The organism is Herbiconiux daphne (genome assembly GCF_024979295.1).
GTDB lineage: Bacteria > Actinomycetota > Actinomycetes > Actinomycetales > Microbacteriaceae > Herbiconiux > Herbiconiux daphnes.
In genome coordinates, this window is sequence record NZ_JANLCJ010000001.1 from 261073 (window position 1) to 282721 (window position 21649).

23 protein-coding genes are annotated in these 21649 nt (G+C 64.8%); 18 read left to right on the forward strand and 5 right to left on the reverse strand.

The window, feature by feature from the left end:
* Nucleotides 1-162 precede the first annotated feature (162 nt).
* From N1032_RS01315 to N1032_RS01345, 7 genes are all read left to right on the forward strand, one after another.
* On the forward strand, nt 163-2649 hold the full coding sequence (locus N1032_RS01315) for a hypothetical protein (protein WP_259536992.1): 2487 nt from the start codon (nt 163-165) through the stop codon (nt 2647-2649).
* 111 nt (nt 2650-2760) lie between these two features.
* Complete coding sequence (locus N1032_RS01320; protein WP_259536993.1) at nt 2761-3660, forward strand: LamG domain-containing protein; 900 nt, start codon at nt 2761-2763, stop codon at nt 3658-3660.
* Nucleotides 3660-4832, forward strand: a complete 1173-nt coding sequence (locus tag N1032_RS01325) for a sialate O-acetylesterase (protein WP_259536994.1) — start codon at nt 3660-3662, stop codon at nt 4830-4832. Before N1032_RS01320 ends, N1032_RS01325 begins: the two co-directional genes overlap by 1 nt.
* A gap of 125 nt (nt 4833-4957) precedes the next feature.
* Nucleotides 4958-5284, forward strand: a complete 327-nt coding sequence (locus N1032_RS01330) for a hypothetical protein (protein WP_259536995.1) — start codon at nt 4958-4960, stop codon at nt 5282-5284.
* Between the two features lie 123 nt (nt 5285-5407).
* Nucleotides 5408-5650, forward strand: coding sequence for a hypothetical protein (locus N1032_RS01335; protein ID WP_259536996.1), 243 nt, complete (start codon nt 5408-5410; stop codon nt 5648-5650).
* 202 nt (nt 5651-5852) lie between these two features.
* Nucleotides 5853-6050 carry a hypothetical protein gene (locus tag N1032_RS01340; RefSeq protein ID WP_259536997.1) on the forward strand — a complete coding sequence of 66 codons (198 nt, stop codon included), beginning with the start codon at nt 5853-5855 and terminating at the stop codon, nt 6048-6050.
* Between the two features lie 107 nt (nt 6051-6157).
* On the forward strand, nt 6158-6346 hold the full coding sequence (locus N1032_RS01345; RefSeq protein WP_259536998.1) for a hypothetical protein: 189 nt from the start codon (nt 6158-6160) through the stop codon (nt 6344-6346).
* 726 nt (nt 6347-7072) lie between these two features.
* Here the strand turns inward: N1032_RS01345 and N1032_RS01350 are convergent.
* A complete protein-coding gene (locus N1032_RS01350) occupies nt 7073-7456 on the reverse strand; it encodes a hypothetical protein (protein WP_259536999.1) in 384 nt (127 codons plus the stop codon).
* A gap of 225 nt (nt 7457-7681) precedes the next feature.
* The gene (locus N1032_RS01355; RefSeq protein WP_259537000.1) at nt 7682-8170 is read right to left on the reverse strand and encodes a hypothetical protein; all 489 of its coding nucleotides are present in this window, start codon (nt 8168-8170) and stop codon (nt 7682-7684) included.
* Nucleotides 8171-8857: 687 nt separating this feature from the next.
* On the opposite strand from N1032_RS01355, the gene N1032_RS01360 reads away from it, so the two are divergent.
* From N1032_RS01360 to N1032_RS01390, 7 genes are all read left to right on the forward strand, one after another.
* On the forward strand, nt 8858-9859 hold the full coding sequence (locus tag N1032_RS01360) for a tyrosine-type recombinase/integrase (RefSeq protein ID WP_259537001.1): 1002 nt from the start codon (nt 8858-8860) through the stop codon (nt 9857-9859).
* A 211-nt stretch (nt 9860-10070) separates the two neighbouring features.
* The gene (locus N1032_RS01365; RefSeq protein ID WP_259537003.1) at nt 10071-10415 is read left to right on the forward strand and encodes a DUF7882 family protein; all 345 of its coding nucleotides are present in this window, start codon (nt 10071-10073) and stop codon (nt 10413-10415) included.
* Between the two features lie 174 nt (nt 10416-10589).
* Nucleotides 10590-11027, forward strand: a complete 438-nt coding sequence (locus N1032_RS01370; protein WP_259537004.1) for a DUF7718 family protein — start codon at nt 10590-10592, stop codon at nt 11025-11027.
* Entirely contained in the window at nt 11020-11451 is a 432-nt protein-coding gene (locus tag N1032_RS01375) for a hypothetical protein (protein ID WP_259537006.1), read from the forward strand. Before N1032_RS01370 ends, N1032_RS01375 begins: the two co-directional genes overlap by 8 nt.
* 38 nt (nt 11452-11489) lie before the next feature.
* The gene (locus N1032_RS01380; RefSeq protein ID WP_259537007.1) at nt 11490-11819 is read left to right on the forward strand and encodes a hypothetical protein; all 330 of its coding nucleotides are present in this window, start codon (nt 11490-11492) and stop codon (nt 11817-11819) included.
* A gap of 111 nt (nt 11820-11930) precedes the next feature.
* On the forward strand, nt 11931-13493 hold the full coding sequence (locus N1032_RS01385; protein WP_259537008.1) for a carboxylesterase/lipase family protein: 1563 nt from the start codon (nt 11931-11933) through the stop codon (nt 13491-13493).
* A 76-nt stretch (nt 13494-13569) separates the two neighbouring features.
* Nucleotides 13570-14778 carry a glycosyltransferase gene (locus N1032_RS01390; RefSeq protein WP_259537009.1) on the forward strand — a complete coding sequence of 403 codons (1209 nt, stop codon included), beginning with the start codon at nt 13570-13572 and terminating at the stop codon, nt 14776-14778.
* A gap of 314 nt (nt 14779-15092) precedes the next feature.
* Here the strand turns inward: N1032_RS01390 and radA are convergent, their stop codons facing one another.
* Nucleotides 15093-16415: a DNA repair protein RadA gene (radA, locus tag N1032_RS01395; protein WP_259537011.1), complete on the reverse strand. Its 1323-nt coding sequence runs from the start codon at nt 16413-16415 to the stop codon at nt 15093-15095.
* A 114-nt stretch (nt 16416-16529) separates the two neighbouring features.
* Here radA and N1032_RS01400 point away from each other — a divergent pair, with 114 nt between their 5' ends.
* Together N1032_RS01400 and N1032_RS01405 are read left to right on the forward strand one after the other, a co-directional pair.
* A complete protein-coding gene (locus tag N1032_RS01400; RefSeq protein WP_259537013.1) occupies nt 16530-16931 on the forward strand; it encodes a VOC family protein in 402 nt (133 codons plus the stop codon).
* On the forward strand, nt 16924-17649 hold the full coding sequence (locus N1032_RS01405) for a TMEM175 family protein (protein WP_259537014.1): 726 nt from the start codon (nt 16924-16926) through the stop codon (nt 17647-17649). The genes N1032_RS01400 and N1032_RS01405 overlap by 8 nt, the downstream gene beginning before the upstream one ends.
* A gap of 12 nt (nt 17650-17661) precedes the next feature.
* Here N1032_RS01405 and N1032_RS01410 read toward each other — a convergent pair whose 3' ends face one another.
* Nucleotides 17662-18441: an aspartyl/asparaginyl beta-hydroxylase domain-containing protein gene (locus N1032_RS01410; protein ID WP_259537016.1), complete on the reverse strand. Its 780-nt coding sequence runs from the start codon at nt 18439-18441 to the stop codon at nt 17662-17664.
* Between the two features lie 105 nt (nt 18442-18546).
* Between N1032_RS01410 and N1032_RS01415 the strand changes: the two genes are divergently transcribed.
* Both N1032_RS01415 and N1032_RS01420 read left to right on the forward strand, forming a co-directional pair.
* Entirely contained in the window at nt 18547-18948 is a 402-nt protein-coding gene (locus tag N1032_RS01415; protein ID WP_259537017.1) for a DUF6855 family protein, read from the forward strand.
* Between the two features lie 117 nt (nt 18949-19065).
* Nucleotides 19066-20688, forward strand: a complete 1623-nt coding sequence (locus tag N1032_RS01420) for a stealth family protein (RefSeq protein ID WP_407932991.1) — start codon at nt 19066-19068, stop codon at nt 20686-20688.
* Here the strand turns inward: N1032_RS01420 and N1032_RS01425 are convergent.
* Nucleotides 20624-21568, reverse strand: coding sequence for a phosphodiesterase (locus N1032_RS01425; protein WP_259537018.1), 945 nt, complete (start codon nt 21566-21568; stop codon nt 20624-20626). The genes N1032_RS01420 and N1032_RS01425 overlap by 65 nt on opposite strands.
* Between the last annotated feature and the right edge of the window lie 81 nt (nt 21569-21649).

The window sequence follows — 21649 nt, forward strand, 5'->3', positions numbered from 1 at the left end:
GAAGACGGCCACCCCGGAACAGATCGAAGCTGCTCACGTGGCGGGTGAGCTTGACGCCCTTCTCGGCAGGGTGGTGACCACCTGATGTCGGATAGTGGACCTACCACAGCCGGTTCGATCGTCGGTCGTCTTCGAATGGATCGCTCCCAGTGGCTTGCGGACATGGCGGCCACGAAGGCGGACGCTGCTGAGCTTGGCCGGTTGAACCCTACGGTCAAGGTCGACACGGACGCGGCTGGGGCGATTGCGCAGCTTGAAGCGACCGTTGCGGCCGCTGACCGCGTGGGGGCGTCGTCGGAGACGCTGCGCGTCCGGCAGGGTGTGCTTGCTGGGGCGTGGGATCGTGTTCGCGATTCGACGTTGAAGGCGAATGAGGCGAACCGCACCAGCTTCACCCGCATTGGGATGATCACAACTGCGGTTGCGTTGCTGCTACCCCTGCTGCCCGCCCTGGGCGCGTTTGCGGTGGGTGCGGCCGGCGCCCTGACCCTCATGGGGCTCGCGGGTGTTGCTGCCTTGTTCGGCATCCACCAGGCGATGCAGGATGGCACCGCGGTCGGACTTGCATACTCGTCGGGGTTGCAGTCCATCAAGGGCAACCTGCAAGCGTTGGCGCAGACCGCGGCGGTGACCATGCTGTCGTCGTTCCGCGACGTCGTGCGCGACACGAACAGTGCCATGCCGATGCTGAACCGGCAGACCGCCGAGTTCGCCGGGTTCCTGGGCCGCTCCGGCTCCAACCTGTTCTCCGGCGCACTGTCCAGCCTTCGGGCGCTCGAACCCTTCCTGATCCGTGTCGGCGTGTACGTCGAAGGTCTCACGGCGAAGTTCAACGCGTGGACCACCAACGGTGGGTTGCAGAAGTTCGCGTCGTACGCCATCTCGCAGCTACCCACGGTCGAGGCGATGCTGGGTGCGCTCGGCAACACCATCATGCACATCCTTCAGGCTCTCGCCCCGCTCGGGACCGTGGGTCTGACGGTGCTGACCGTGCTGTCGCAGGTCATCGCCGCCATCCCGGTGCAGGTGCTTACTGACCTGATTGCCGCCGCAACATGGGGCGCTCTCGCGTTCAAGGCTTGGGGCTTCATTGCCCCGATGCTCACTTCGATTGCGACCGCCATGGGCGCGGTCGAGGTCGCCACGAAGCTCGCACAGGGCCCGATTGGCTGGATCATCGCAGGCGTTTCGGCGCTGGCGGGGATTCTCGCCGTGTCGATCGCGCGCCAGCAGGCCGCGGCTGACGCTGTGCGGGACTACACGGCGGCTGTGCAGGCCGACACTGGCGCCCTTGGCGACAACGTGCGCGCCGCGGCTGTGAAGGCCCTCACGGACGCTGGGGCGCTTGCCGCCGCACAGCGCCTCGGGATTTCCGTGAAGGAAGTGACGGACGCAACGCTGGGCAATGCCAGTGCTCAAGCCAAGCTAGATGCCGAGCTCACGAAGCTCGAATCGTCTGCTGTCGGCACTGCAACAAAGATGCAGGACTTGACGACCGCCCAGCAGGAGCAGGTGGGCGACGTCAACAGCGTGCGTGACGCCTACGAGGGTCAGAACGACGCCATTGAGCAGGCTATCGACGCGTACAACACGTACGCGGACGCGATGGGCCAGACCACGATCACGTCGGATGCGCAGAAGGCGGCCCTTGAGGCGAACGCTGCCGCAGCGGGCGTTTCAGTGTCGGCGTACCTGTCGGCCACGGCCTCCCAGTCGGACGCGCAAGCTCAAGTCGAGAAGACCACGGCGGCGATGTACTTGCAGAGCGATGCGGCCGGCCTGTTGAAGCAGTCACTTGACCTGCTGAACGGGAAGACCATTTCGTATGAGCAAGCGCAGAACCAGTTCGATTCGGGCCTGACGCATCTCTCCAACACGACCATCCAGGTTGCCGACGCCAACGGCGTGATGGTCGACGCGATCGACGCTGGCAAGGCATCTCTGGACTCGCACACGGCGTCCGGCACCGAAGCACGAGGAGAGCTCCTAAACCTCGTCACAGCCGCACAGGACAGCGCTACCGCGTTCCGTGATCAAGGCGGGTCGGTCGAAGAGACCAAAGCCAAGATGGCCGACATGAAACAGCAGATCATCGACAACGCCGTGGCGAACGGGTGGAACCGTGACGCCGTTCAGGCGTACATCGACAAGCTGTTCGAGATTCCCGCGGACATCCCGCCCACCCAGATCGAGGTTGACACGGCTGCGGCTGAGGCTCGCCTTGAGTCGTTCATCGCCCAAATGTCTGGGCGCGTGATCGACATTCAGGTGAACGCCAACAACCCCGCCATCGGCTTCGGCCTTGGTGACGGGCACGCTGACGGTGGCACCATCCGCGGTCCCGGTTCGGCGTCTTCGGACACTGCCGGGCTGTACCCCCTGTCGGATGGCGAAGAGGTCATCTCGAACCGCAACGGTCAGGCTGACCGGTTCCGGGGCGTGTTGAAGCAGATCAACGCTGGCACGTTCAACGCGTCATCGTTCGGTGCTGGTCTTCGGGCCCGCTCGAGCGGCGGTGGCAGCGGGCAGGCTCCCGTTTCGAGCTCGTCTAGCTCATCGATCACCAACCACTGGAACATCAACCAGATCGGTGACCCGAACGCCACCGCGGCAGCAATCGCACGCCGCCAATCAATGCTCAACGTCTAGGAGGACAAGACATGTCACCACAGCAACCATGGATTCCCATTGAGGGTTCCGAGCCTGACCCCGCCCACCCCGGATGGTTCTACGTCACCACGACCGAGGAGGGAGAAGCCGATGGCGGTCACTAAAGTCCCGATTCTGGACGAGAGCAATCGTCTCTACGACGACGTCATGCCATTGGGGTGGGGTGGCGATGACCCGTTCATCTACCACGGCACCAACGCGAACATGTCGCGTGGAGGCTCGGCAGGAACGAAAGTCTGGGTCGGTAGCGTTTACCCCAACTACAAGCTCCCCGGCGACACATGGTTAGTCGCTACGGAACAGGCCGTCGAACCTCCAATTACGTGGTTCTCGAATTACTCGGCCGCAACAATCGCCGCAGCGGACTTGAGCACACTTTCGACCTGGGCCGACACAGGTACAGCCGCACGCGATCTAGCGCAGCCGACATCAGGTAAACGACCCACTCTGCATGTGGCGGGAAGCGGAACGCCCGCCTATGTCCGATTCGGCGGTGCCCATGCTATGCAGACGGCAGCCTTTGCCGCGCCGTTGGCCCAACCGGCCACCGCGTTCACCGCGGTACGAATGACATCCGTGACCACTTCCGCCAGCGTGGTCAAGCGCATCTACGACGGCTTGGATGCGACAAATGAGTGGGAGTTGCAACAGCGCGGCAACGGAACAGTCGCACTATTCCAGTCCTACGCCGGCTCAAGCGTCAACTCGGGCGTAGCCGCACCTGCCGTTGCGGGAGCGTGGAACGTCATCACAGAAGTCCGAAATGGTGGTTCATCAAAGATTCGGGTGAATGGCGTCGAGGTCACCAGCGCTGCGGGCTCACTGTCCCTTGGGGGCTTGACGGTGGGTTCGAAGTTCGACATGGCCACGGTCTTTGGTGACTTCGACCTCGGAGACTCGCGCGTAACCGCTGGCCTTCTTTCGCCCGGCCAGATAGCTGCACAAGAAGCATTCCTGGCCAGCCGATATGGCGTCACGCTGGCTCCCTGATGACGACCCTGGAGCACATCCCGACATCCGGCCAGTCTCTATCGACCGCTACCAACGGCACGCCCGGATACTCTCTCCTGACCGAGGCAGCAAACGCGCTGCTCGTCGACGCAATCGCCGGCACCTTGTCGCCATTGCAGCTAGCCTCCACCGCAGCGCCGCAGCGCCCAGACCTGTCAATGGGTTACAGGGTCGCGCAGCACGCACCGAGCCAGCGGTTCGGCTTCTCCACCCACGGCCAGGGCGGGCAGAGTATCGCCCAGCTATCCAAGGGCGGTTCATCCGGCCGCTACGAAGCAGCCATCGCCTGCATCGCAGCAGCCCGAGCAGTCGAGGTGGGCGCTGGCGGCACATTCAAGGTCGGCCCGTTGCACTGGATTCAAGGCGAGGCCGATCAGGTCGGCGGCACATCGATATCCACCTACCTCGCCCGCCTGGCAACCCTCCAATCTGACTACACGGCAGACATCGCCGCAATCAGCGGCCAGGCAGGCCAGCTGCCATTGATCATGTCGCAAACCGCTACGTGGGCGTATTACGGCTCCGAAGCGCGGATAGGGTTGGCTCAACTCCAAGCGGCACGCACCATGCCGAACGTCTACTTAGTCGGCGGGCAGTACCAGTTCCCGTACTCGGATGGGCTGCACCTGAACCGTGTGGGCTATTACAAGCTTGGTGAGCTCCACGCCCGTGCGCACAACGCGATCCGTGACGGCGCCGACTGGTTGCCCTTCGCTCCTCGGCAGATCGTTGTCGGAGCAGGATCAGTCGTCGTTCGTTTCAACGTTCCGACCGGTTCGCTTGCGTTCGACACGACGGTCGTTGCCGCTCAACCAAACATGGGTTTCAGCCTCTCAGGCACCGCCGCGGCCATCACTGCTGTGACGATCACGGGTGTGGACGAGGTCACTCTGACGACGAGCCAGCCCGTGGTGGAACCGGGTGCGAGCGTGAGCTACGGGATCACCTCGGGCACCGGTCCCGGCCTTGGCAATCTGCGCGACTCCGAGACCATGACCAGCGTCTACGACGGGGGTCCGCTAGCGAACTGGGCGTTGCACTTCAACGATGATCTCTTTGCCCCGGCTGTTGCTCAGACAATCTGGGTTGCGTCTGATATGTACCGATTCATGGAAAGCGGAGGGTTGCAGCGCCTGACTCTGGCCCCCTGATGAACTCGGCCTCAGTCCTAATTGCGTCCCAATTTGTGTTGGCCGGCATTAGTCGCCTCGTCCGCGGCGTTGGAAGTAAGCCCCGGCTCCCGGCCGAAGTCGGAGGCCGGGGCTACGGTCATCCCATGGAACACACCGAGAACGACGGTCCCAGGTTTCGCTTCCTCATTGACATGGAGGTTGAGGTTGTGGACGTCGACTTGCTCAAGGCGGCGCAGCTGCAAGAGCAGGTTGATCAAGACGACGTCGAGGGAATTGCGCCGATCGATGAGCCCAACGAGTTGTCTGTACCGCGCGTGGTGAATCAAGTGATCGACTATGCAGCACTCAGCCGGTTGGGACTCAAGTTGCGGGGCGCGAGTATACTCCCGAGGCCGATAGGCGATGACGGAAATTGGGCCGGAATGAGGCTGGTCGGCTACCATTCCGGCCCGAAGACCAGGGACGAGTAGTTGGACCCAGTTGCCGAAATCTGAGTGCATCTCGATTCGCCGCGTGTCGTAACCCCGTTCCGTTGTACTGGGTGTGAACTTGCACCACTCGAATATTCGTTCGAGAGATTGGAGCACTGATATATGTCTAGCAATGCGAAGTTCAAAATCGATCCCAAGGGCCAGGCTGAGCTCGAGAAGCGGGTCAGCGAGGAACTCAATAAGCGGGTGAATGCGGTACTGTCCGAAACGGTCGCCTCGTCCAACGGCCAGTCTGAGGATGAGGTCCTCGCGTCACTCGTTCGCGGATTCAAGCAGAACGGGCTTGAGCCGAACGAAGATGCACTGCGCGTCTGGGCCAAGCAGATTGTGGCAGGCGAACTGTGAGTGAGGTCGCGTGTCCGGCATGTGGCAAATCCGCGCCGGTCGAGCGGCACCCGCTGTATGGCCAGCGTTTGGGCCTTCCGCAGTATCTGGTCAAGTGCCCGACTTGCGGCGACCAGGGCACAAATCTTCACCCGGCTGTCGACAAGCGTCTAACGCTCTAGTCTCTACGAGGCCGGCGGCAAGGCCAAGGTAAAGTCTCACTATGAGCGGCATGTGGAAGAAGCCTCAAGCGTTGCGCAACAAGTTGAATCCGGAATGGATTGTTTGGCTCACCGACGACCAGACCAGCGAGCACATTCACGTTACAGACGGCCGTCGCGCACCGATGCCCACCATGGCGGACCAATGGGAGCCCGCGTCCGAAGACGAAAGAGATGTTCTGCGACGCACCAATTCTTGAGGTCTCCCTTATCTGCACCGTCGTGTCCCGCTGATCAACTCAGCCGGTGTCGTACGTGTGTGATTTACTTGGGAAATCAGGCAATTTAGACGTTTCGGGAGGAACAAATGGCACCGGTGATCGAAGTCACGCGTGACAGCCTGCTTGCGCGCCGAAGCGCAATCCTCGCGCGCCTTGACTTGAGCGAGTCCGAATTCTGGGCGGTAAACGCAACTCGGACTCTTTCAAGTGACGAATGGGAAGCTAAGGAAGAACTCGAGGAAATTGAGTTCCTTTTAGGCGACGTCGCCTCATAAGTTGGCGTCGATATGGTGAGCCTCGGAGAGCAGTCCGCCATATTCGCTCAGGAGTTGCACGACACGCTCCATGGTGTCCTCCCTGGTGAGTTCCAGATTATTTCGGTCGCATACAACGATCGGTATGTAGTCCGCCGGGACGGTGACAAGCCGCTAGATCAAAGGGTGCCTCTGTACGTAGGAGGCGAGCATCTGGCGGACTTGGGTGTTCAGATATTTCTAGGACTGGACAGTTCGGGCAAGTATCTCAAGGCGTGGACGTCGAACTTGGCAGTTCACTCTGTTCTCGATCGAACACCGCTCGTTCGGCAAGAATTTGACGCCCGCATGTCTACTGGAGCGCCGCTCGCGCACTGGCACGTGCACGCCGACCGAGGCGCTCTCTCGCATCTGCTGGGGAGAGCTCACGCAGTGCGGCCTGATGTGGTCCGAAAGCCACACGACCTTTCGTCACTTCATCTCCCAGTGGGCGGCGAACGATTCCGGCCATGCGTTGAAGACTTCTTAGAGTTTCTGGTGCGGGAATGCGGGGTAGACCGTCAAGAGGGCTGGGAAGCTGCGCTGCTTGCAGGACGCGCGCAATGGAGGCGTCGGCAGTTTCGGTCCACTGTGCGCGATCTGCAAGAGGAAGCCGCAGATGTGCTCTCACAGCATGGATGGACGGTATCCCGTCCTGACCGAGAACTCGCGGAAGGTCAGGGCGTGCTCACGCGTTGGTAGTGCCGGTTACAAATACGGCGCCCATGCCGCGAACTTCTTTCCCACGTCATCCATGGCTGTCTCAAGACCAAAGGCGAGAGTAATGCAATCTTCTCCGCTCGCATCCGTGCTGCACGGAGAGGCCAACCAGGCCTCAGATTTGTCGTTCGCCGCACTGGCTGCGGACACTGTCTCGTCGTAGAGGTCCTCGATCTCTTCAGGGACGGCGCCCACGTACATTCCGGTTCCCTCCTGGGCGGCGCCCGTGAGGGTGATGAATATGGTCTGCGCCGTGAAGGCGCCACTCATCAGGCCGGCGCTGCACAGGAAGGCCTCTAATGCCAGAGCCGAGCAACTGTTTCGTTCCCAATCTTCGGACCAATCAGCAAGGTTGACCTGTTGTTCCGCCACAACGCCTGCCCATCGCTCAACTGACGCCGCGTCCTGGGTGGTAGTTGGTGCAGGTGTGGGAGTCATCGTGATTGCAGCGGGTGACGAAGCACACCCGGCTAGGACCAACGTGGCTGTGAGCGTTGCTAGGACATATCGCGTTTTCATTGATTCCCCCTCAAGAACTGATGCTGAGCATAGGGGAAACGCGCTGCCGGTCGACTACCGAATCGAAGCCACTCAGAACTATTCGTCCAACTCACCAAGAAGCTGCGGCAGGAACGAATCGAGGGTCTCTGCTGCTCCATAGTCGCGCGAGCTCCCCAGCGGCAGTGCAACAGTCCAGTCGGGGTAGTCCAGTTCGACGGCGAGGCGATCTGAGCGAAAGGCGTAGGCATCGTGGGTCACTACTGGGGCTGAAATGATCCTGACGGCCGCGAGGCCTCGCCGGCCCCGTGCAGAGACGAGGGGCCGTGCTGCACCCGGGGTGTGTACTAAGTGCACGATTCGCTTGAGCGTGAATAGCACGACCTCGAATCCAACTTCGCTCTGATCGAAACTGCTTTTGACGGTCGCGGAAGCATACTCAATTGGGGCGTCCCCGATCAGAACAATGACGGCCGAGATCGCGTGATGCGTGGGCGAATTCTCGCCAAAGATGGTGGCCAGCGACTGCCAGTCCGCGTTTGCCGCTGCGATAGCCTGGTTGATCCTCTTGGTGTTCTCAATGTCCATAGGGGCCTCCCAATCTTGGGTACTCGAATACCGCTGCACTTGAACTTCACGCGCATCACACGCGCGCGTTCGTGCGGTTCACTGGTGTACCGAGACATCTCGAACCGCGCAACGTCCTGGGATGAAGGTATGGGCAACGGCCGACATCGAACCGGCACATTTCTGAACTTCATGCGCATCACGCGCCTGCGCGCGGACTGGCACGGAATGTTTCCCCGTCACGTTTTGCGTCTCACACGCATCACGCGCGCGCGTTTGTTCTTGTACTGGTACACCTCGCCTGAGCGGCGTGTTCTTGAACCTCAGGCGCATTACGCGCGCGCGTCCATCTCCTCGAACGTTCGGCACTCACAGCGGTCGTTTCTGAACTTCACGCGTCGGGCGGGCGTTTATAAGCATCGGCTGGTCGACCCGCGCCTCTTGCGCTGGTGATCCCGCGGCTTCTACGGTGCGTGGATGGGACGTAGAGCGAAGGGAACGGGCTCACTGTTTCTCGACTATCGAGGTTATTGGACGGCCACGATTGCCCTGCCCTCTGTAGACGGGAAGCGGCGTAGGAAAGTCTTCCGATCCCGTGATCGAGCTGAGGCGATGGGGGCGAGGCAGACATACTTGGTTGAGCATCCCGAGCTCAACCGTCTCGTACGAAATCGACGAACTCGACCGCATGTGTCGGATGCGACCGATGTGACGGTCGCGGAGTGGCTGCGAGAGTGGCTTTCTTTCACAGCTATGGAGACGACCCGACCGAAGACGATCCGTGGGTACATGACGGTTGTGAAGAATCAGATCAACCCGTATATCGGCCACATTCCATTGAAGGAGCTTCGGCCGAGGGATGTGCGGATGATGGCGGCGGGTATCTGCTCGTCTGGCCTGTCATCGACCACGGCTAATCAGGCACATCGTGTTCTCTCTGCTGCGCTCGTGGCAGCCGAGAGAGATGAGCTAGTGAACCGCAATGTGGCGAAGCTCATCCCGGCGCCTAGAAAGGCTGTGAGCCCACAGAAAGCACTGACGCTGGAGGAGTGCCACCGTGTCTTTGCTGCCGCCAAGGGCGACCCGCTCGAGTCACTTTGGATGGCAGCGTTGCTGACCGGAGCGCGGGAAGGGGAGCTGCTTGGCCTTGAGCGGGACCGGGTGAGCGATTTCCTTGAAATCTCATGGCAGTTGCAACGGCTGATCTGGAGTCACGGTTGTGGAGGGAGGTGCGGAGCGTCTCGGGGTTCGGACTGCCCCGCTCGGGTAGTGCCGGCGCCGCCTGACTGGGAGAGCCGGCATGTAACCGGTGGCCTATGGCTGACCCGCCCGAAATCAAGAGCTAGCTGGCGGCTCGTTCCCGTGGTGGAACCGCTGAGGTCGAAGCTCGAGTCGCATATGCGTTCAGAGCAGGGCCCGAACCCGCACAATCTCGTGTGGCATCAGGACAACGGGCGGCCAATCGATCCGAAGAACCATATAAAGATGTGGCACGCGCTGCTCGAGAGAGCCCAGGTACCCCAGGTCCGGTTTCATGATGCGCGACATACGGCCGTGGACTTGCTGTACAGCGCGGACGTTCCCGAGGACGTAATACGCGAGATTGTCGGTCACTCCTCTTGGGAGATGACGCGCGTCTATAAGTCGAGAGCCAACCGTGCCCGGCTGACGTCGGCAATGAACCAGCTGGGCGACTGGGTTTCCACCTGACGAATCTCGGCCCGGTCGCTGTTTCACCCTCGGCCGGTCGCGGGCCTGCACCATCACTGCGCCGAACTACGCGGTCACTTAGGACGGTTCTATTCGCAGGTCGTCTTTGATCCGAACACCAACACCATGAAGGTCAAGACACGTAAGGTGCCGCTGGTCTTCCCTTTCGACGTTCACCCGCTATGTTCGGCGGTAGGAGAGAGGGTGAAGATTGGGAATTCTCAAGTATCCAGGTGCGCCGGACTTTGCATACCCCGATGATGTATTAGCGACCATCCAGCACTTGATCACTACGCAACACAAAATGGGGCAGGGATTCTGGTTAGAGCGCCGCGGGATGGACGACAAGACTGTCGGCCATGACGCAATTTGGATCGACCCGTCAAAGCACATCTACATCGAGTTCGATTCCCTCGACGACGTATTCGTCAACCAAGATTTGTTCAACTATTGGCAGATGCTTCTAACGGTTGAGGGTGCCGATCGCCTAATCCTCCATCCCGACGAAGAGACAATGGCAAAGATCAAGAAATGGATCGCGGACGGCGAGGACTAGTCCGCAGATAGTCCGCAAGAGCGTCAATCGAGCGCTCAACTCGACGACAACATCCAACCACGACACCCGCGTAATCTAGGGTCTCACTAGGATGGACAACGCCAGCCAACCGGTATCGGTTAGTTCATCCTCAACTAGGGCGCGCCGCGGTCAATATGAGCTAAACTCGTGTTCGTGGTGCGGCGTGAGCAACAACGTAAGAGAGCCGAGTCGCGGGCGCAGAAGTCGGTCGATCGCACGGTCGCCGAGCAGCACCACGGCTCATACCGCCCGCCACCGCGCGGCGACTGCGTCGAAAAGGAGTTCGTGCAGCCGCTCGACGACGCTTACACGCTTCGAATCGACACGCGCCTCTGGAGGCGGGAGGGGCGCCTGGTCGACTTCGTCCTTCTGCTTCAAGCTCCCGACTGGGAGGGGTGGACGACACTCTCGCGAGTCGACTGCTGCTGGGGGTTCTGCCACCTTCATCCTCCCGGCGACGACAATGCCGGCAGACATGAACCGATCATGCGGCTGGACACGGTGGACGACGTCGAGTCCGCTCACGAAATCGCCTACGACAGGCTGTCGAGGCTCGGGTATACAATCCGTGACAGGAGGGGTCATGACTGACGACATCCGCGAACTCGACGAGTTCCGACGCGAGGTGCACTTCGCCCTCGCGAACGACTCAGGCGACGACCTCGGCCTCGCCGTGGTCGATGTCGACGGCAACAGTCCGGTGGTCGTGGCGCTGGGTGACGAGCGCCTCGCCGTGCTGCTCCGTCGTGTTCAGGCCGTGGGCGGTTTCGCGAACGCCTTTGTTCGTCGCACCGACGGCGTCGCTGTCGTGGCTTTCCTCGATGCGAACGGTGCGATCGACCCGGCGTCCGCCGATGACATGACCGGAGACGATCGACCGAGTGCCGACGCGACGGTCGACATCTTCATCGACTACCTGTTGAACAAGCCGGGTGGTGTGCTGCTGCCGAAGAGCCTCGCAACGGAAGAGTCAGCTCAGATCGTTCGTGCCCGGCAGGAACCCGTTTCGGTCTGAGGCGCACGCCCGAGAACGATCGACGAAGGGGCGCAACCATGGAATGCCAGGTCAGGGGATGCTCCCGCGCGGCGACGACCGTTGCGTCGCTCGGCAGCGAGACCGGGCCGGTGCTCGAGGCGCGGGTGTGCGCCGACCACGATCTCGAGCTCGCGGCGGGCTCGGCGTTTCAGGTCAATCTCGACAGCGGCGAGATCCTGATGAGCGAAGACCTCCCGCTCGAGCTGCTCGATTACACCGTGAACTCCGACGTCAGCGGCGCCACCATCACGGTGTCGCTCGGGCGGTCGGCCGAGGTGCGGCAGGTGATCGCCTTCCGCGTGCCGACCGGGTTCCGCTTCGGCACCTACGGCGACTACCTCTCCTGACACGAGCGCCTGTGGCGCCGCGCGACGCGCACAGGATGCCGCGGCCCACCTGGCCCAGCCGATCGGGCGCGACCCGGGCGCGCGTTCATCCCGCGGCGGTAGCATGCGGGCGTGACCACTCCGCCCGAGACCGATGCTGTTCGCGGCACGCTCGAGGTGGGGGTGACCGGCGGCATGGTGCGGGGAGTCGAGCGCCGCGGGCTACGCCACTGGCGCGGCATCCCGTTCGCCGCACCGCCCGTGGGTGCGTTGCGGTTCCGGGCGCCGCGGCCGGTCGTGCCGTGGTCGGGGATGCGCGAGGCCGCGCAGTTCGGTCCGGTGTCGATGCAGTCGCGTAACGGCAACTTCATCGGGGTGTCGCGCACCACGCCGATGTCGGAGGACTGCCTCACGATCAACGTGATACGGGCGGCATCCGGAGCCTCGGCCCTGCCCGTGATGGTGTTCGTGCACGGCGGCGCCTACAGCGTGGGGTCGTCGGCCGAGCATCCGCGCAACGGCGAGACGCTCGTGCGCGAGGGTGACGTGGTCTACGTCAGCTTCAACTACCGGCTCGGAGCCCTGGGCTACCTCGACTTCACGCGCTTCTCGACGCCCGAGCGGCCGCTCGAGTCGAACCTCGGGCTGCGCGACCAGGTTCAGGCGCTCGAATGGGTGCGCGACAACATCGCCGCGTTTGGCGGCGACCCCTCGAATGTGACGCTCTTCGGCGAGTCGGCCGGCGGCAACGCGGTGACCACGCTGATGGCGACGCCCGCCGCTCACGGGCTGTTCGCCCGCGCGATCGCGCAGAGCCCACCGCCGAACGCCATCTACCTGCCCGAGATGACGAGTGTGTGGGCGGGAGAGTACATCGAGATCCTCACCGAGGCGATCGACACCGACGGCGTCGAATCGACCTCGGACGACATCGCCGGCCAGGTGCTCGCCGACGCGGATGCCGGCGAGCTGGTGGAGGCCGCCGTGACGCTGACGCTGAGAACGCCCGACGCGCATCCGGGAACGATCGTGCTCTCGCCGGTGATCGACGGCGACTTTCTGCCCGAACGCCCGCTCGACGCGTTCAAAGAGGGGCGGGCGGCGGCCGTGCCGCTGATCATCGGCACGAACGACCGTGAGGGCTCGCTGTTCACCGGCCGACTCGACATCCTCGCCACGACGCCCAAGCGCATCCGGGCCATCTTCGCGAGCACCAAGAAGAAGGCGCGCAAAGCGATCAAGGCCGAATATCCGGGCCTGCCCGAGAAGCGGCCGGCGGCCGATTTCGGGGGCGACTACGCCTTCTGGTATCCGACCGTGAAGGTGGCCGAGCGCCACGCGCGCTACCAGCCGGTGCACTTCTACCGCTTCGACATCGCCCCGCGGCTAGTGCGACTGGCCGGGTTCGACGCCACGCACGGCCTCGAGTTGTTCGCCGTGTTCGACCGCATGAACGGCTGGTTCGGCCGCACCATGACGGCGCTCGGCGGCCGCCGGGCTTTTCTGGCGGCGGGCAAGCGGATGCGCGCGCACTGGCTCGCCTTCGCCCGCGACGGCTCCGTCGACGAGGCCGCCTGGCCCCGTTACGACGAGCGCCGGCGCCTGACGCTGGTGATCGATCAGGCGGACCGCGTCGAGGCCGACCCGCGGGGATCGCGGCGACGCGCCTGGCAAGCGTTTGTGCCGCACGTGTGAGCTACCGCATTCATCCCCTAACGTAACGTGGAGGGGTGAGCGCAAACCCTACTGACGCGCGGAGGTGCAAGCACAGGTGAGCGACCGAACACCGGCCGACCCCGGGAGCGGGGCCCGGCGCCAGGCCTCCGTGCTGCGTCGGCTGGTCGCCCGAGCGACGGGCCGTGCCCGCGCAGCCGCCCGCCCGGGAACGGGGGCCGACGAGCCCGCCGCCGAGGTCATCGCCTTTCCGTTCTATCCGAACAACCCCTACCAGTCGATCATCTACGCCGACCTCGCCCCCACGTTCACGCTGAGCACGCCCGAGACGGTGACCGACCTGCTGACCGTGCTGCGAACGGATGCCGCGAGCCCGCGCATCCTGCACCTCAACTGGACCGCACCCATCGTGCAGTTCGGCGCCGAGACCCCTGACGAGGCTCACGCCGCCGCCGATCGCTTCCTCGCCGGCCTCGACGCCTTCACCCGCGGCGGGGGACTGCTCGTGTGGACGGTGCACAACACCATGCCGCACGACCTGCGGTTCCGCGAGGCCGAGTTGCGGCTCGCGCGGGGCATCACCGCTCGCGCCGACGCGATCATCGCCATGAACCCCGACACGGCGGCGCTGGTGGAGCCCGACTACCCGTTGCCGGCCGAGGTGACGGTGGTGCAGGAGCATCCGAGTTACCGCGGTGTGTTCCGTGACGACCTGACCCGCTCGCAAGCGCGGGAGGCCCTCGGGGTCGCGGCCGACGCCGAGGTGCTGCTGCTGTTCGGAACCCTGAGGCCCTACAAGGGCATCGAGCGGTTTCTCGAGGACTTCACGCTCGCCCGGCAGAGCAGGCCAGGTCTGGTGCTGCTGGTGGCGGGCGAGATCGGTCCGGGATTCGATGAGCACGGCCTGCGGCGGCTGCTCGATCTCGACGGGGTGATCGCGCACCTGAGCTACGTGCCGTCGGACGAGGCCCAGCGCTGGCTGCGCGCTGCCGACGTGATGATGCTGCCCTACCGCAGCGCGCTCAACCCGAGCCTCGTCTACCTCGCGGCCACGTTCGGTTTGCCCGTGCTGCTGGCCGACCTGCCGTCGCTGCACTACCTCTTCGACGAGCCGTGGGTGGCGCCCGTCGACTTCTCGCGCCCGATCGACCTCGGCGCCCTGCTCGACTCCTTCGCGACCGATCGAGCCGTCGTCGCTCCTGCGGCCGCCGCCTTCGCCCGTCGCACCGACCCCGCCATCGCCTCGGCCCGCTTCACCACCCTCCTCACAAACTTGCTCGCCGGCCTCTCGCCGCTCGCCGCCTGACCCGGCGCCCCCCGCTGGCACCAGCCGTGCTCGTGGCTGGTGACCCATCCACCCGGCCTCGCCCTCGGCCGTCGGCTCCACTTGTGCGCCCTTTGTGATCGCGCGCGCCCGTCATGACGGCAGCGCCGGCACAAAAGCGGCGCGCTCGACGCGACGGCGAAGCATGGCATGTCGCCCAGACCCACCCGGCAGCAGCAGTGCCCATCGCCTACGCGCCCCTTGCGTTCGAGCGCGCCTGTCGTCACGGTGACGGACGAACAAGAGCGGCGCCCGAGCTGGCAGCCGCGCCCGGCGGCACCCGACGCGACGCCGCCCTACGAGAACGCGCGGCCCAGCGCCCGCACGAGCTGCCGCACGTCGTCGTCGATGATCGTGGTGAAGCCGAGGCGGCGGGCTTCGGATGCCCGCACGCGACTCGACGAGACCGGTCGCACCTCGCCCGCGAGGCTGATCTCGCCGAACGCGGCGAGGTCGTGGGCGAGGGGCCGGTCGTTGGCGGCCGACGCGAGGGCGAGCGCGATGGCGAGGTCGGCCGCCGGCTCGGTGAGCTTGACCCCGCCGACCGTCGAGACGTAGACGTCTTGCTCGCTCAGCTTGATGCGTGCGCGGCGCTCGAGCACGGCCAGGATCATCGCCACGCGCGACGAATCGACCCCGTTCGTGACCCGCCGCGGGTTCGGCGACGGAGTCGACACCACGAGCGCCTGCACCTCCACCGGCAGCGCCCGCCGGCCCTCGAGCGCCACGGTCACGCACGTGCCCGACACCGCCTCGCTGCCCCGCGAGAGAAAGAGGCCGCTCGGGTCGGGCACCTCGGCGATGCCGTCGCCGGTCATCTCGAAGCAGCCCACTTCGTCGGTGGGGCCGAAGCGGTTCTTGAGCGCCCGCACGAAGCGCAGCGACGTCTGCCGATCGCCCTCGAACTGGCACACGACGTCGACCAGGTGCTCGAGCACGCGCGGCCCGGCGATCGAGCCGTCTTTCGTGACGTGGCCGACCAGCAGCACCGGCAGCGAGCGCTCCTTCGCCACCCGGATGAGCGACGACGCCACCTCGCGCACCTGCGAGGGGCTGCCCGCGGCGGAGTCGAGCGACGCCGACGACACCGTCTGCACCGAGTCGACGATCACGAGATGCGGCTGCACCGCGTCGATCTGCCCGAGCACCGTGGCCAGGTCGGTCTCGGCGGCGAGCATGAGCGTGGGCGACAGCGAGTGGGTGCGCTCGGCCCGCAGCTTCACCTGCGACACCGACTCCTCGGCCGAGACGTAGAGCACGCGCAGATGCTCCTCGGCAGCTTTCGCGGCCACCTCGAGCAGCAGCGTCGACTTGCCCACCCCGGGCTCGCCCGACAGCAGGATGGCGGCCCCGGGCACCAGCCCGCCGCCGAGCACGCGGTCGAACTCGCCGATGCCGGTGGCCCAGTGGGCCGCGACATCCGACGAGATCTCGGTGATCGGCCGGGCGATGCGCGCGGCATCGAGCACGGTGGCCTGCACGGCCCGCGCGATGCCTTCGTTCGACGCCGACGACACCACCGTGCCCCACGACTGGCACTCGCCGCAGCGGCCGACCCACTTGGCCGTCTGCCAGCCGCACTCGGTGCACTTGTATGCGCTCTGCGATTTGGTGGCCATGCCGACCACACTAAAGCCGTCCGCCGACATCGGCCGGGCACCCGGCGCAGCGGGGGAGAAGTCGGCCGACAACCGGCACTTTACACAGCCCGGCGCGGCCGGGATGCTGGTGGCATGGCCAATCAGATCTTCGTGAACCTGCCCGTCAAAGACCTCGACACGTCCAAGGCCTTCTTCGAAGCGATCGGATACACGATCAACCCCCAGTTCACCAACGAGCAGGCGGCGAGCGTCGTGATCAGCGACACCATCTACGCGATGCTGCTGACCGAGCCGTTCTACCAGACCTTCACCTCGAAGCAGATCGCCGACGCCCGCACCACGAGCGAAGCCCTGCTCGCCCTCGGGGTCGAGAGCCGTGAGGCGGTCGACACCCTCGTCGACAAGGCGCTCGCCGTCGGCGCCACCGAGCCCCGTGAGGCCCAGGACCACGGCTTCATGTACTCCCGCGCCTTCGACGACCTCGACGGCCACGGCTGGGAAGTGGTGTGGATGGATCCGGCCACCGTTGAGTGACGCGGGCCGCGGCATCCGTCACCGACTGCGCGACCGCGAGCCCACCCGCCTCGACGCCCTGATCGACGGCACGTTCGCGTTCGCGATCACCCTGCTGGTGCTCTGGAACGACCGGCTGCCCAACGACGTCGAGTCGCTGCTCGTGCTCTACGGCAGCATCCCGAGCTTCGCCGTGAGTTTCGCCCTGATCGCCCTGTTCTGGTGGCAGCACGTCACCTGGTCGCGGCGCCACCGGGTCGACGACCGGGTCACGACCCTGCTGTCGCTGGCCCTGGTGTTCGTGGTGCTCATCTTCGTGTTCCCGCTGCGCATCCTGTTCTCGACGTTCTTCAGCTGGATCACCAACGACTTTCTGCCCTCCCCGTTCCAGGGCGACATCGACGCCTCGGTGCTGTGCTTCCTCTTCATCACCTACGGCATCGCGTTCGCGTCGCTCTCGGCCTGCATCAGCGGCCTCTACTGGCGCGCGTGGGCCACACGGGCCGAGAACGAGCCCGATGCGGCGGGGGCGACGGATGCCGCGGCCGGGGCATCCGTCTACGCCTGCTTCGTGGCGCTCGCGCTGCTGTCGGCCGCGCTCGCGGCCCTGTTCTTGCTTCTCGGCGTCGAGAACGTGTGGCTGGTGACCGTGGCCGGCTGGGTCTACTTCTTGCTCTTCTTCACCGGGGTGGTCGAGAAGCGGGTGCGCCGGGCTGCCGCGCGGCGAGCGGGCATCTGAGCGTCTGAGCGTCTAGTCGTCGATCTCGTCGAACTGGTCGTCGTCGACCCGGCCCTTCGCCGCGATGATCGCCGCGCGCTCGGCGAGCCGTCGCCGCACCTCGGCCTGGGCGTTCTCGATGATCTCGGGGTCGAGAGGCGGGTTCTGCGACTGCGGCTTGCCGTGGTATTTCGCGATGTAGGCGTCGAGCTCGGGGCCCGACTCCCACGAGGTGATGAGGCAGTAGCGCGGTTCGGGGCCGGTGTGCCACACCGCGTGCCAGAAGCGCTGGGTGTCGACGATCAGCTGCGCTCCGGCGGGCAGCGGGATGCGGATCTCGGTCTCGGGATGGAAGCGGTCTTCACGCAGGATGATCACCGAGTCGGCGTCGTCGGAGAGGTTGAAGAAGCCGCGCACGATCCATCCCGTGCCGTCGGGGTTGAGGCGGTTGTTGTCGTCTTGGTGCAGGTTGTAGAGGGCGCCGGCGTAGTCGTTGGGCTGCAGCTCGATGACGCGGCAGCGGCCGATGTTGGCGCCGGGCTCTTCGGCGCGGGCCTTCAGCACCGGTGCCTTGGCGACGTTCGACGGCACCCAGACGCCGTCTTTGTCGGTGCGCGGCGGGGTGTGGTTCCAGAATCCGTTGCACTCGACGTCACCGAAAGCGCTGGTCAGAGGGGCGAAACGGGTGTCGCCCGACGACTTCCAGTCGACGTATTCGAGATCGAGCCACTCTTTCGGGTCGGCAGCCTGGTCATGCCGGTCGAGTACGACGTAGCCGGTCTCCTCGAGCGCGTTCGAACGGATGTAGCTCATTGTGAAATGAACCCTTTCGGTAAGAGAGCACGCGCGTTTTAACATGCTCAACTTAGGCAAGGCTAACACTCTTGCTTTTGGCGCTCGGAGGAGGAGAATGCGGTCATGGCATCCGGAACGCACGACGACCCGTGGCAGCTCACCACGGCACCTGGCACGTCGGCGTACACGATGTACCGCGACGACACGGTGGAGCCCGCCGTGCTGGTGTGCCAGGTCGGTTCCACCACCTTGAAATACGACGCCCGGGCCATCGGCGACCTGCGCGCCTGGCTGGTGGAGCAGGGCGACTGGGTGCCCCTCGGTGCTACCGACGAGAAGAAGCCGGCGGCGGATGGCACGGTCGAGGCGTTCGGCCGCTCCGAGAGCAATCCGGTCGGCGGCTGGTACGGTCTGCGAAACGGCTATCGTGGCCGGTTCGGTATGTACCTCCCGCCCCTCCTAGAACAGCTCGGCCTGGCGGAACTCACGCACGACGCCCGCAACAACGCAATGCGCGCTCAGTGAACACGGTCGCTCGACCGCGTGACGACAGCGTAAAATGAGTTCGCTGGCGACGACGGCAGGAGAACCCGAACCCCACCAGGCACAAACCAACCACGCACCACCGACAAGGAGGCGACTTTGACCGATGACGTATCTGGAGCCCCTCATCTCGAAACCGTGCTGCGTGCCGCCTCGTCGCATCCGATCGCTCTCGATCGCAACGACCTCGTTCTTCGCAAAGGCCAGCTGACTCTTCTCAACGGTCACGCGACGCCGCGTGAATCGATGATCGAAGACCTCTTCTTCATCGCCGACGTGCTCGACGACGCCGGTGTGCCCTTCCTGCTCGTGCGGGGCAACGACGAGCGCCCGGTGATCGCCGTGCGCTGGAAAGACCGCAAGCGCGCGAAGTCGGCGCTCATCACGAGCATGGCGGGCGAGCCGTTCTACTCCAAGGCGCCCGGCGCCCCGGCGGTGCTGGTGGCCGACGGCAAGCTCGCGCGCAACCCGAAGACGCGCGTGATGCGGCTGTTCCGCCCGCGCATCGAGCCGATCGGGCGCTTGCGCTACGGCGCCGAGTCGGCCGTGCAGCTCGAGTTCTGGCGCACCGTCGGCGACATCGTCGAGACGCCGGTCGAGAACTCCCTCACCCGCCGTGAGATTCCGCTCGACGAGATCGTCGAGACCACGGTCGACATCTACGGCCGCACCTGGACGACCATCGAGGGCATGTTCAACGAGCTCGCGAGCGACATCGGCTTCGACGTCGACATCGTGTTCTCGTGGGTCGACGGCACCGCGATCGAGTTCCAGCGCGCTCGCGCAAAGCGCATGGCGAGTTATGTGGTGGGCGAGGGCGACGACTCCGAGGCGCGCTACCGCCAGATCGACGAACTCAAGTATGCCCTGCGCAGCGTCTACATGTTCGCGCCCTGGGTGCGGCGCATCTTCATCGCCACCGACTCCCCGCGCCCGGCCTGGCTCGCCGACGACCCGCGGGTCACCATCATGCCGAGCGAGGAGTTCTTCCGGCACCAAGAAGACCTGCCGACGCACAACTCCCACGCCGTCGAGGCGCAGCTGCATCGCATCCCGGGGCTCTCGGAGCACTTCCTCTACTCCAACGACGACATGTTCTTCGGCCGGCCCGTCACGCCCGACCTGTTCTTCTCGCCGGGTGGCATCACGAAGTTCGTCGAAGCCTCCACCCGCATCGGGCTGGGGCAGAACGCGCTGCACCGCAGTGGGTTCGAGAACGCCGCCCGCGTGAACCGCGAGTTGCTGCAGCAGCGGTTCGGCCGCATCACCACGCGGCACCTCGAGCACTGCGCGGCGCCGTTGCGCAAGAGCGTGCTGTTCGAGATGGAGCAGGAGTTCCCGGATGCGTTCGCCCGCACCGCGGCGAGCCCGTTCCGCTCGGCCACCGACATCTCGGTGACGAACTCGTTCTACCACTACTACGCGCTGATGACCGGCCGCGCCGTGGTGCAGACCGAGGCGCGGGTCAAATACATCGAGACCACGCTGCGGTCGGCGCTGCGCGAGATGGACACGCTGCTGAAGAAGCGCTCGATGGACATGTTCTGCCTCAACGACGGCTCCAAGCCCGAGATCGGCGTCGAAGAGCGCACGAGCGCCGTCATCTCGTTCCTGGAACGCTACTTCCCGTTCCCGGCTCCGTGGGAGAAGGGCGCGGTCACACGCCCGTCGGCAGCAGGATCGGCATCGTCATCGGGGGTTCTGGCGATACCCGCGGGCTGACCGCCTCGGCGATCACCACGCCCTCGGCGGCGAGACGGCGCTTGGTCTCCTCCGCCGTGATGAAGTCGAGGGTCTGGTAGGTGCCCACCGGCACCACCGAGTGCAGCACCGTGTTCTCGTAGACGTGCACGAGGTTGAATGCCTGTGCGCCCGCTCGGCCCTTGGTGCCGCCGACCTCGACGTTCAGGTCTTGCGTGTAGCAGGTGGCCGATGCGACCGAGACCGGGATGCCGGCGAAGGTCGCGTTGGTGGAGTAATGCAGGTGGCCCGCGATGATCGAGCGCACGTCGCTGCCCTCGAGCACCTCGGCGAGGCTCTTCTGGTCGCGCAGTTCGACCGACACGGCGAGGTCGAGCACGCTCGGCACCGGCGGGTGGTGCATGGCGAGGATGGTGCCGTGCGGCGCGGGGAACGCGAGCTCCTCGGCGAGCCAGTCGAGCTGGTCGCCCGTGACCTGCCCGTAGTGGTGGCCCGGAACGGTCGAGTCGAGCGTGATCACGCGCAGCCCGTTGATGTCGTAGACGCGATCGACGGCACGATCGGTCGGGAACTCGCCGAACAGCCCCTCGCGGAACGAGGCGCGGTCGTCGTGGTTGCCCATCACCCAGATCACCTCGGCGCCGAGCCGCGCGGCGGCCGGCTCCACGATCGCACGCAGCCGGGCATACGCATCCGGTTCGCCTCGATCGGCCAGATCGCCCGTGAACACAATGGCCTCGGGGCGACCTCCGGATGCCTCCAGCTCGGCGAAGATCTCACGCAACTGCTGCTCGCTGTCGATGGACCCGTAGAGGCGGCCTCCACTCGACAGGAGGTGCGTGTCACTCAGGTGCAGGAGGAAATGGTTCGGCCTCGGGTACTCGGCCGTTCTGATAGTCACAAGACTTCCATTCGGATGAGGTGCGGGTTCCAGGGTTGTCGCCCGTCCGTGGTGCTTTCGTCGACTCAAGCACGTGAAAGT

Coding starts and splice junctions, on each gene's coding strand:
- N1032_RS01315 (WP_259536992.1), top strand. CDS start 163: ATGGCGGCCACGAAGGCGGACGCTGCTGAGCTTGGCCGGTTGAACCCT.
- N1032_RS01320 (WP_259536993.1), top strand. CDS start 2,761: ATGGCGGTCACTAAAGTCCCGATTCTGGACGAGAGCAATCGTCTCTAC.
- N1032_RS01325 (WP_259536994.1), top strand. CDS start 3,660: ATGACGACCCTGGAGCACATCCCGACATCCGGCCAGTCTCTATCGACC.
- N1032_RS01330 (WP_259536995.1), top strand. CDS start 4,958: ATGGAACACACCGAGAACGACGGTCCCAGGTTTCGCTTCCTCATTGAC.
- N1032_RS01335 (WP_259536996.1), top strand. CDS start 5,408: ATGTCTAGCAATGCGAAGTTCAAAATCGATCCCAAGGGCCAGGCTGAG.
- N1032_RS01340 (WP_259536997.1), top strand. CDS start 5,853: ATGAGCGGCATGTGGAAGAAGCCTCAAGCGTTGCGCAACAAGTTGAAT.
- N1032_RS01345 (WP_259536998.1), top strand. CDS start 6,158: ATGGCACCGGTGATCGAAGTCACGCGTGACAGCCTGCTTGCGCGCCGA.
- N1032_RS01355 (WP_259537000.1), bottom strand. CDS start 8,170: ATGGACATTGAGAACACCAAGAGGATCAACCAGGCTATCGCAGCGGCA.
- N1032_RS01375 (WP_259537006.1), top strand. CDS start 11,020: ATGACTGACGACATCCGCGAACTCGACGAGTTCCGACGCGAGGTGCAC.
- N1032_RS01380 (WP_259537007.1), top strand. CDS start 11,490: ATGGAATGCCAGGTCAGGGGATGCTCCCGCGCGGCGACGACCGTTGCG.
- radA (WP_259537011.1), bottom strand. CDS start 16,415: ATGGCCACCAAATCGCAGAGCGCATACAAGTGCACCGAGTGCGGCTGG.
- N1032_RS01400 (WP_259537013.1), top strand. CDS start 16,530: ATGGCCAATCAGATCTTCGTGAACCTGCCCGTCAAAGACCTCGACACG.
- N1032_RS01410 (WP_259537016.1), bottom strand. CDS start 18,441: ATGAGCTACATCCGTTCGAACGCGCTCGAGGAGACCGGCTACGTCGTA.
- N1032_RS01415 (WP_259537017.1), top strand. CDS start 18,547: ATGGCATCCGGAACGCACGACGACCCGTGGCAGCTCACCACGGCACCT.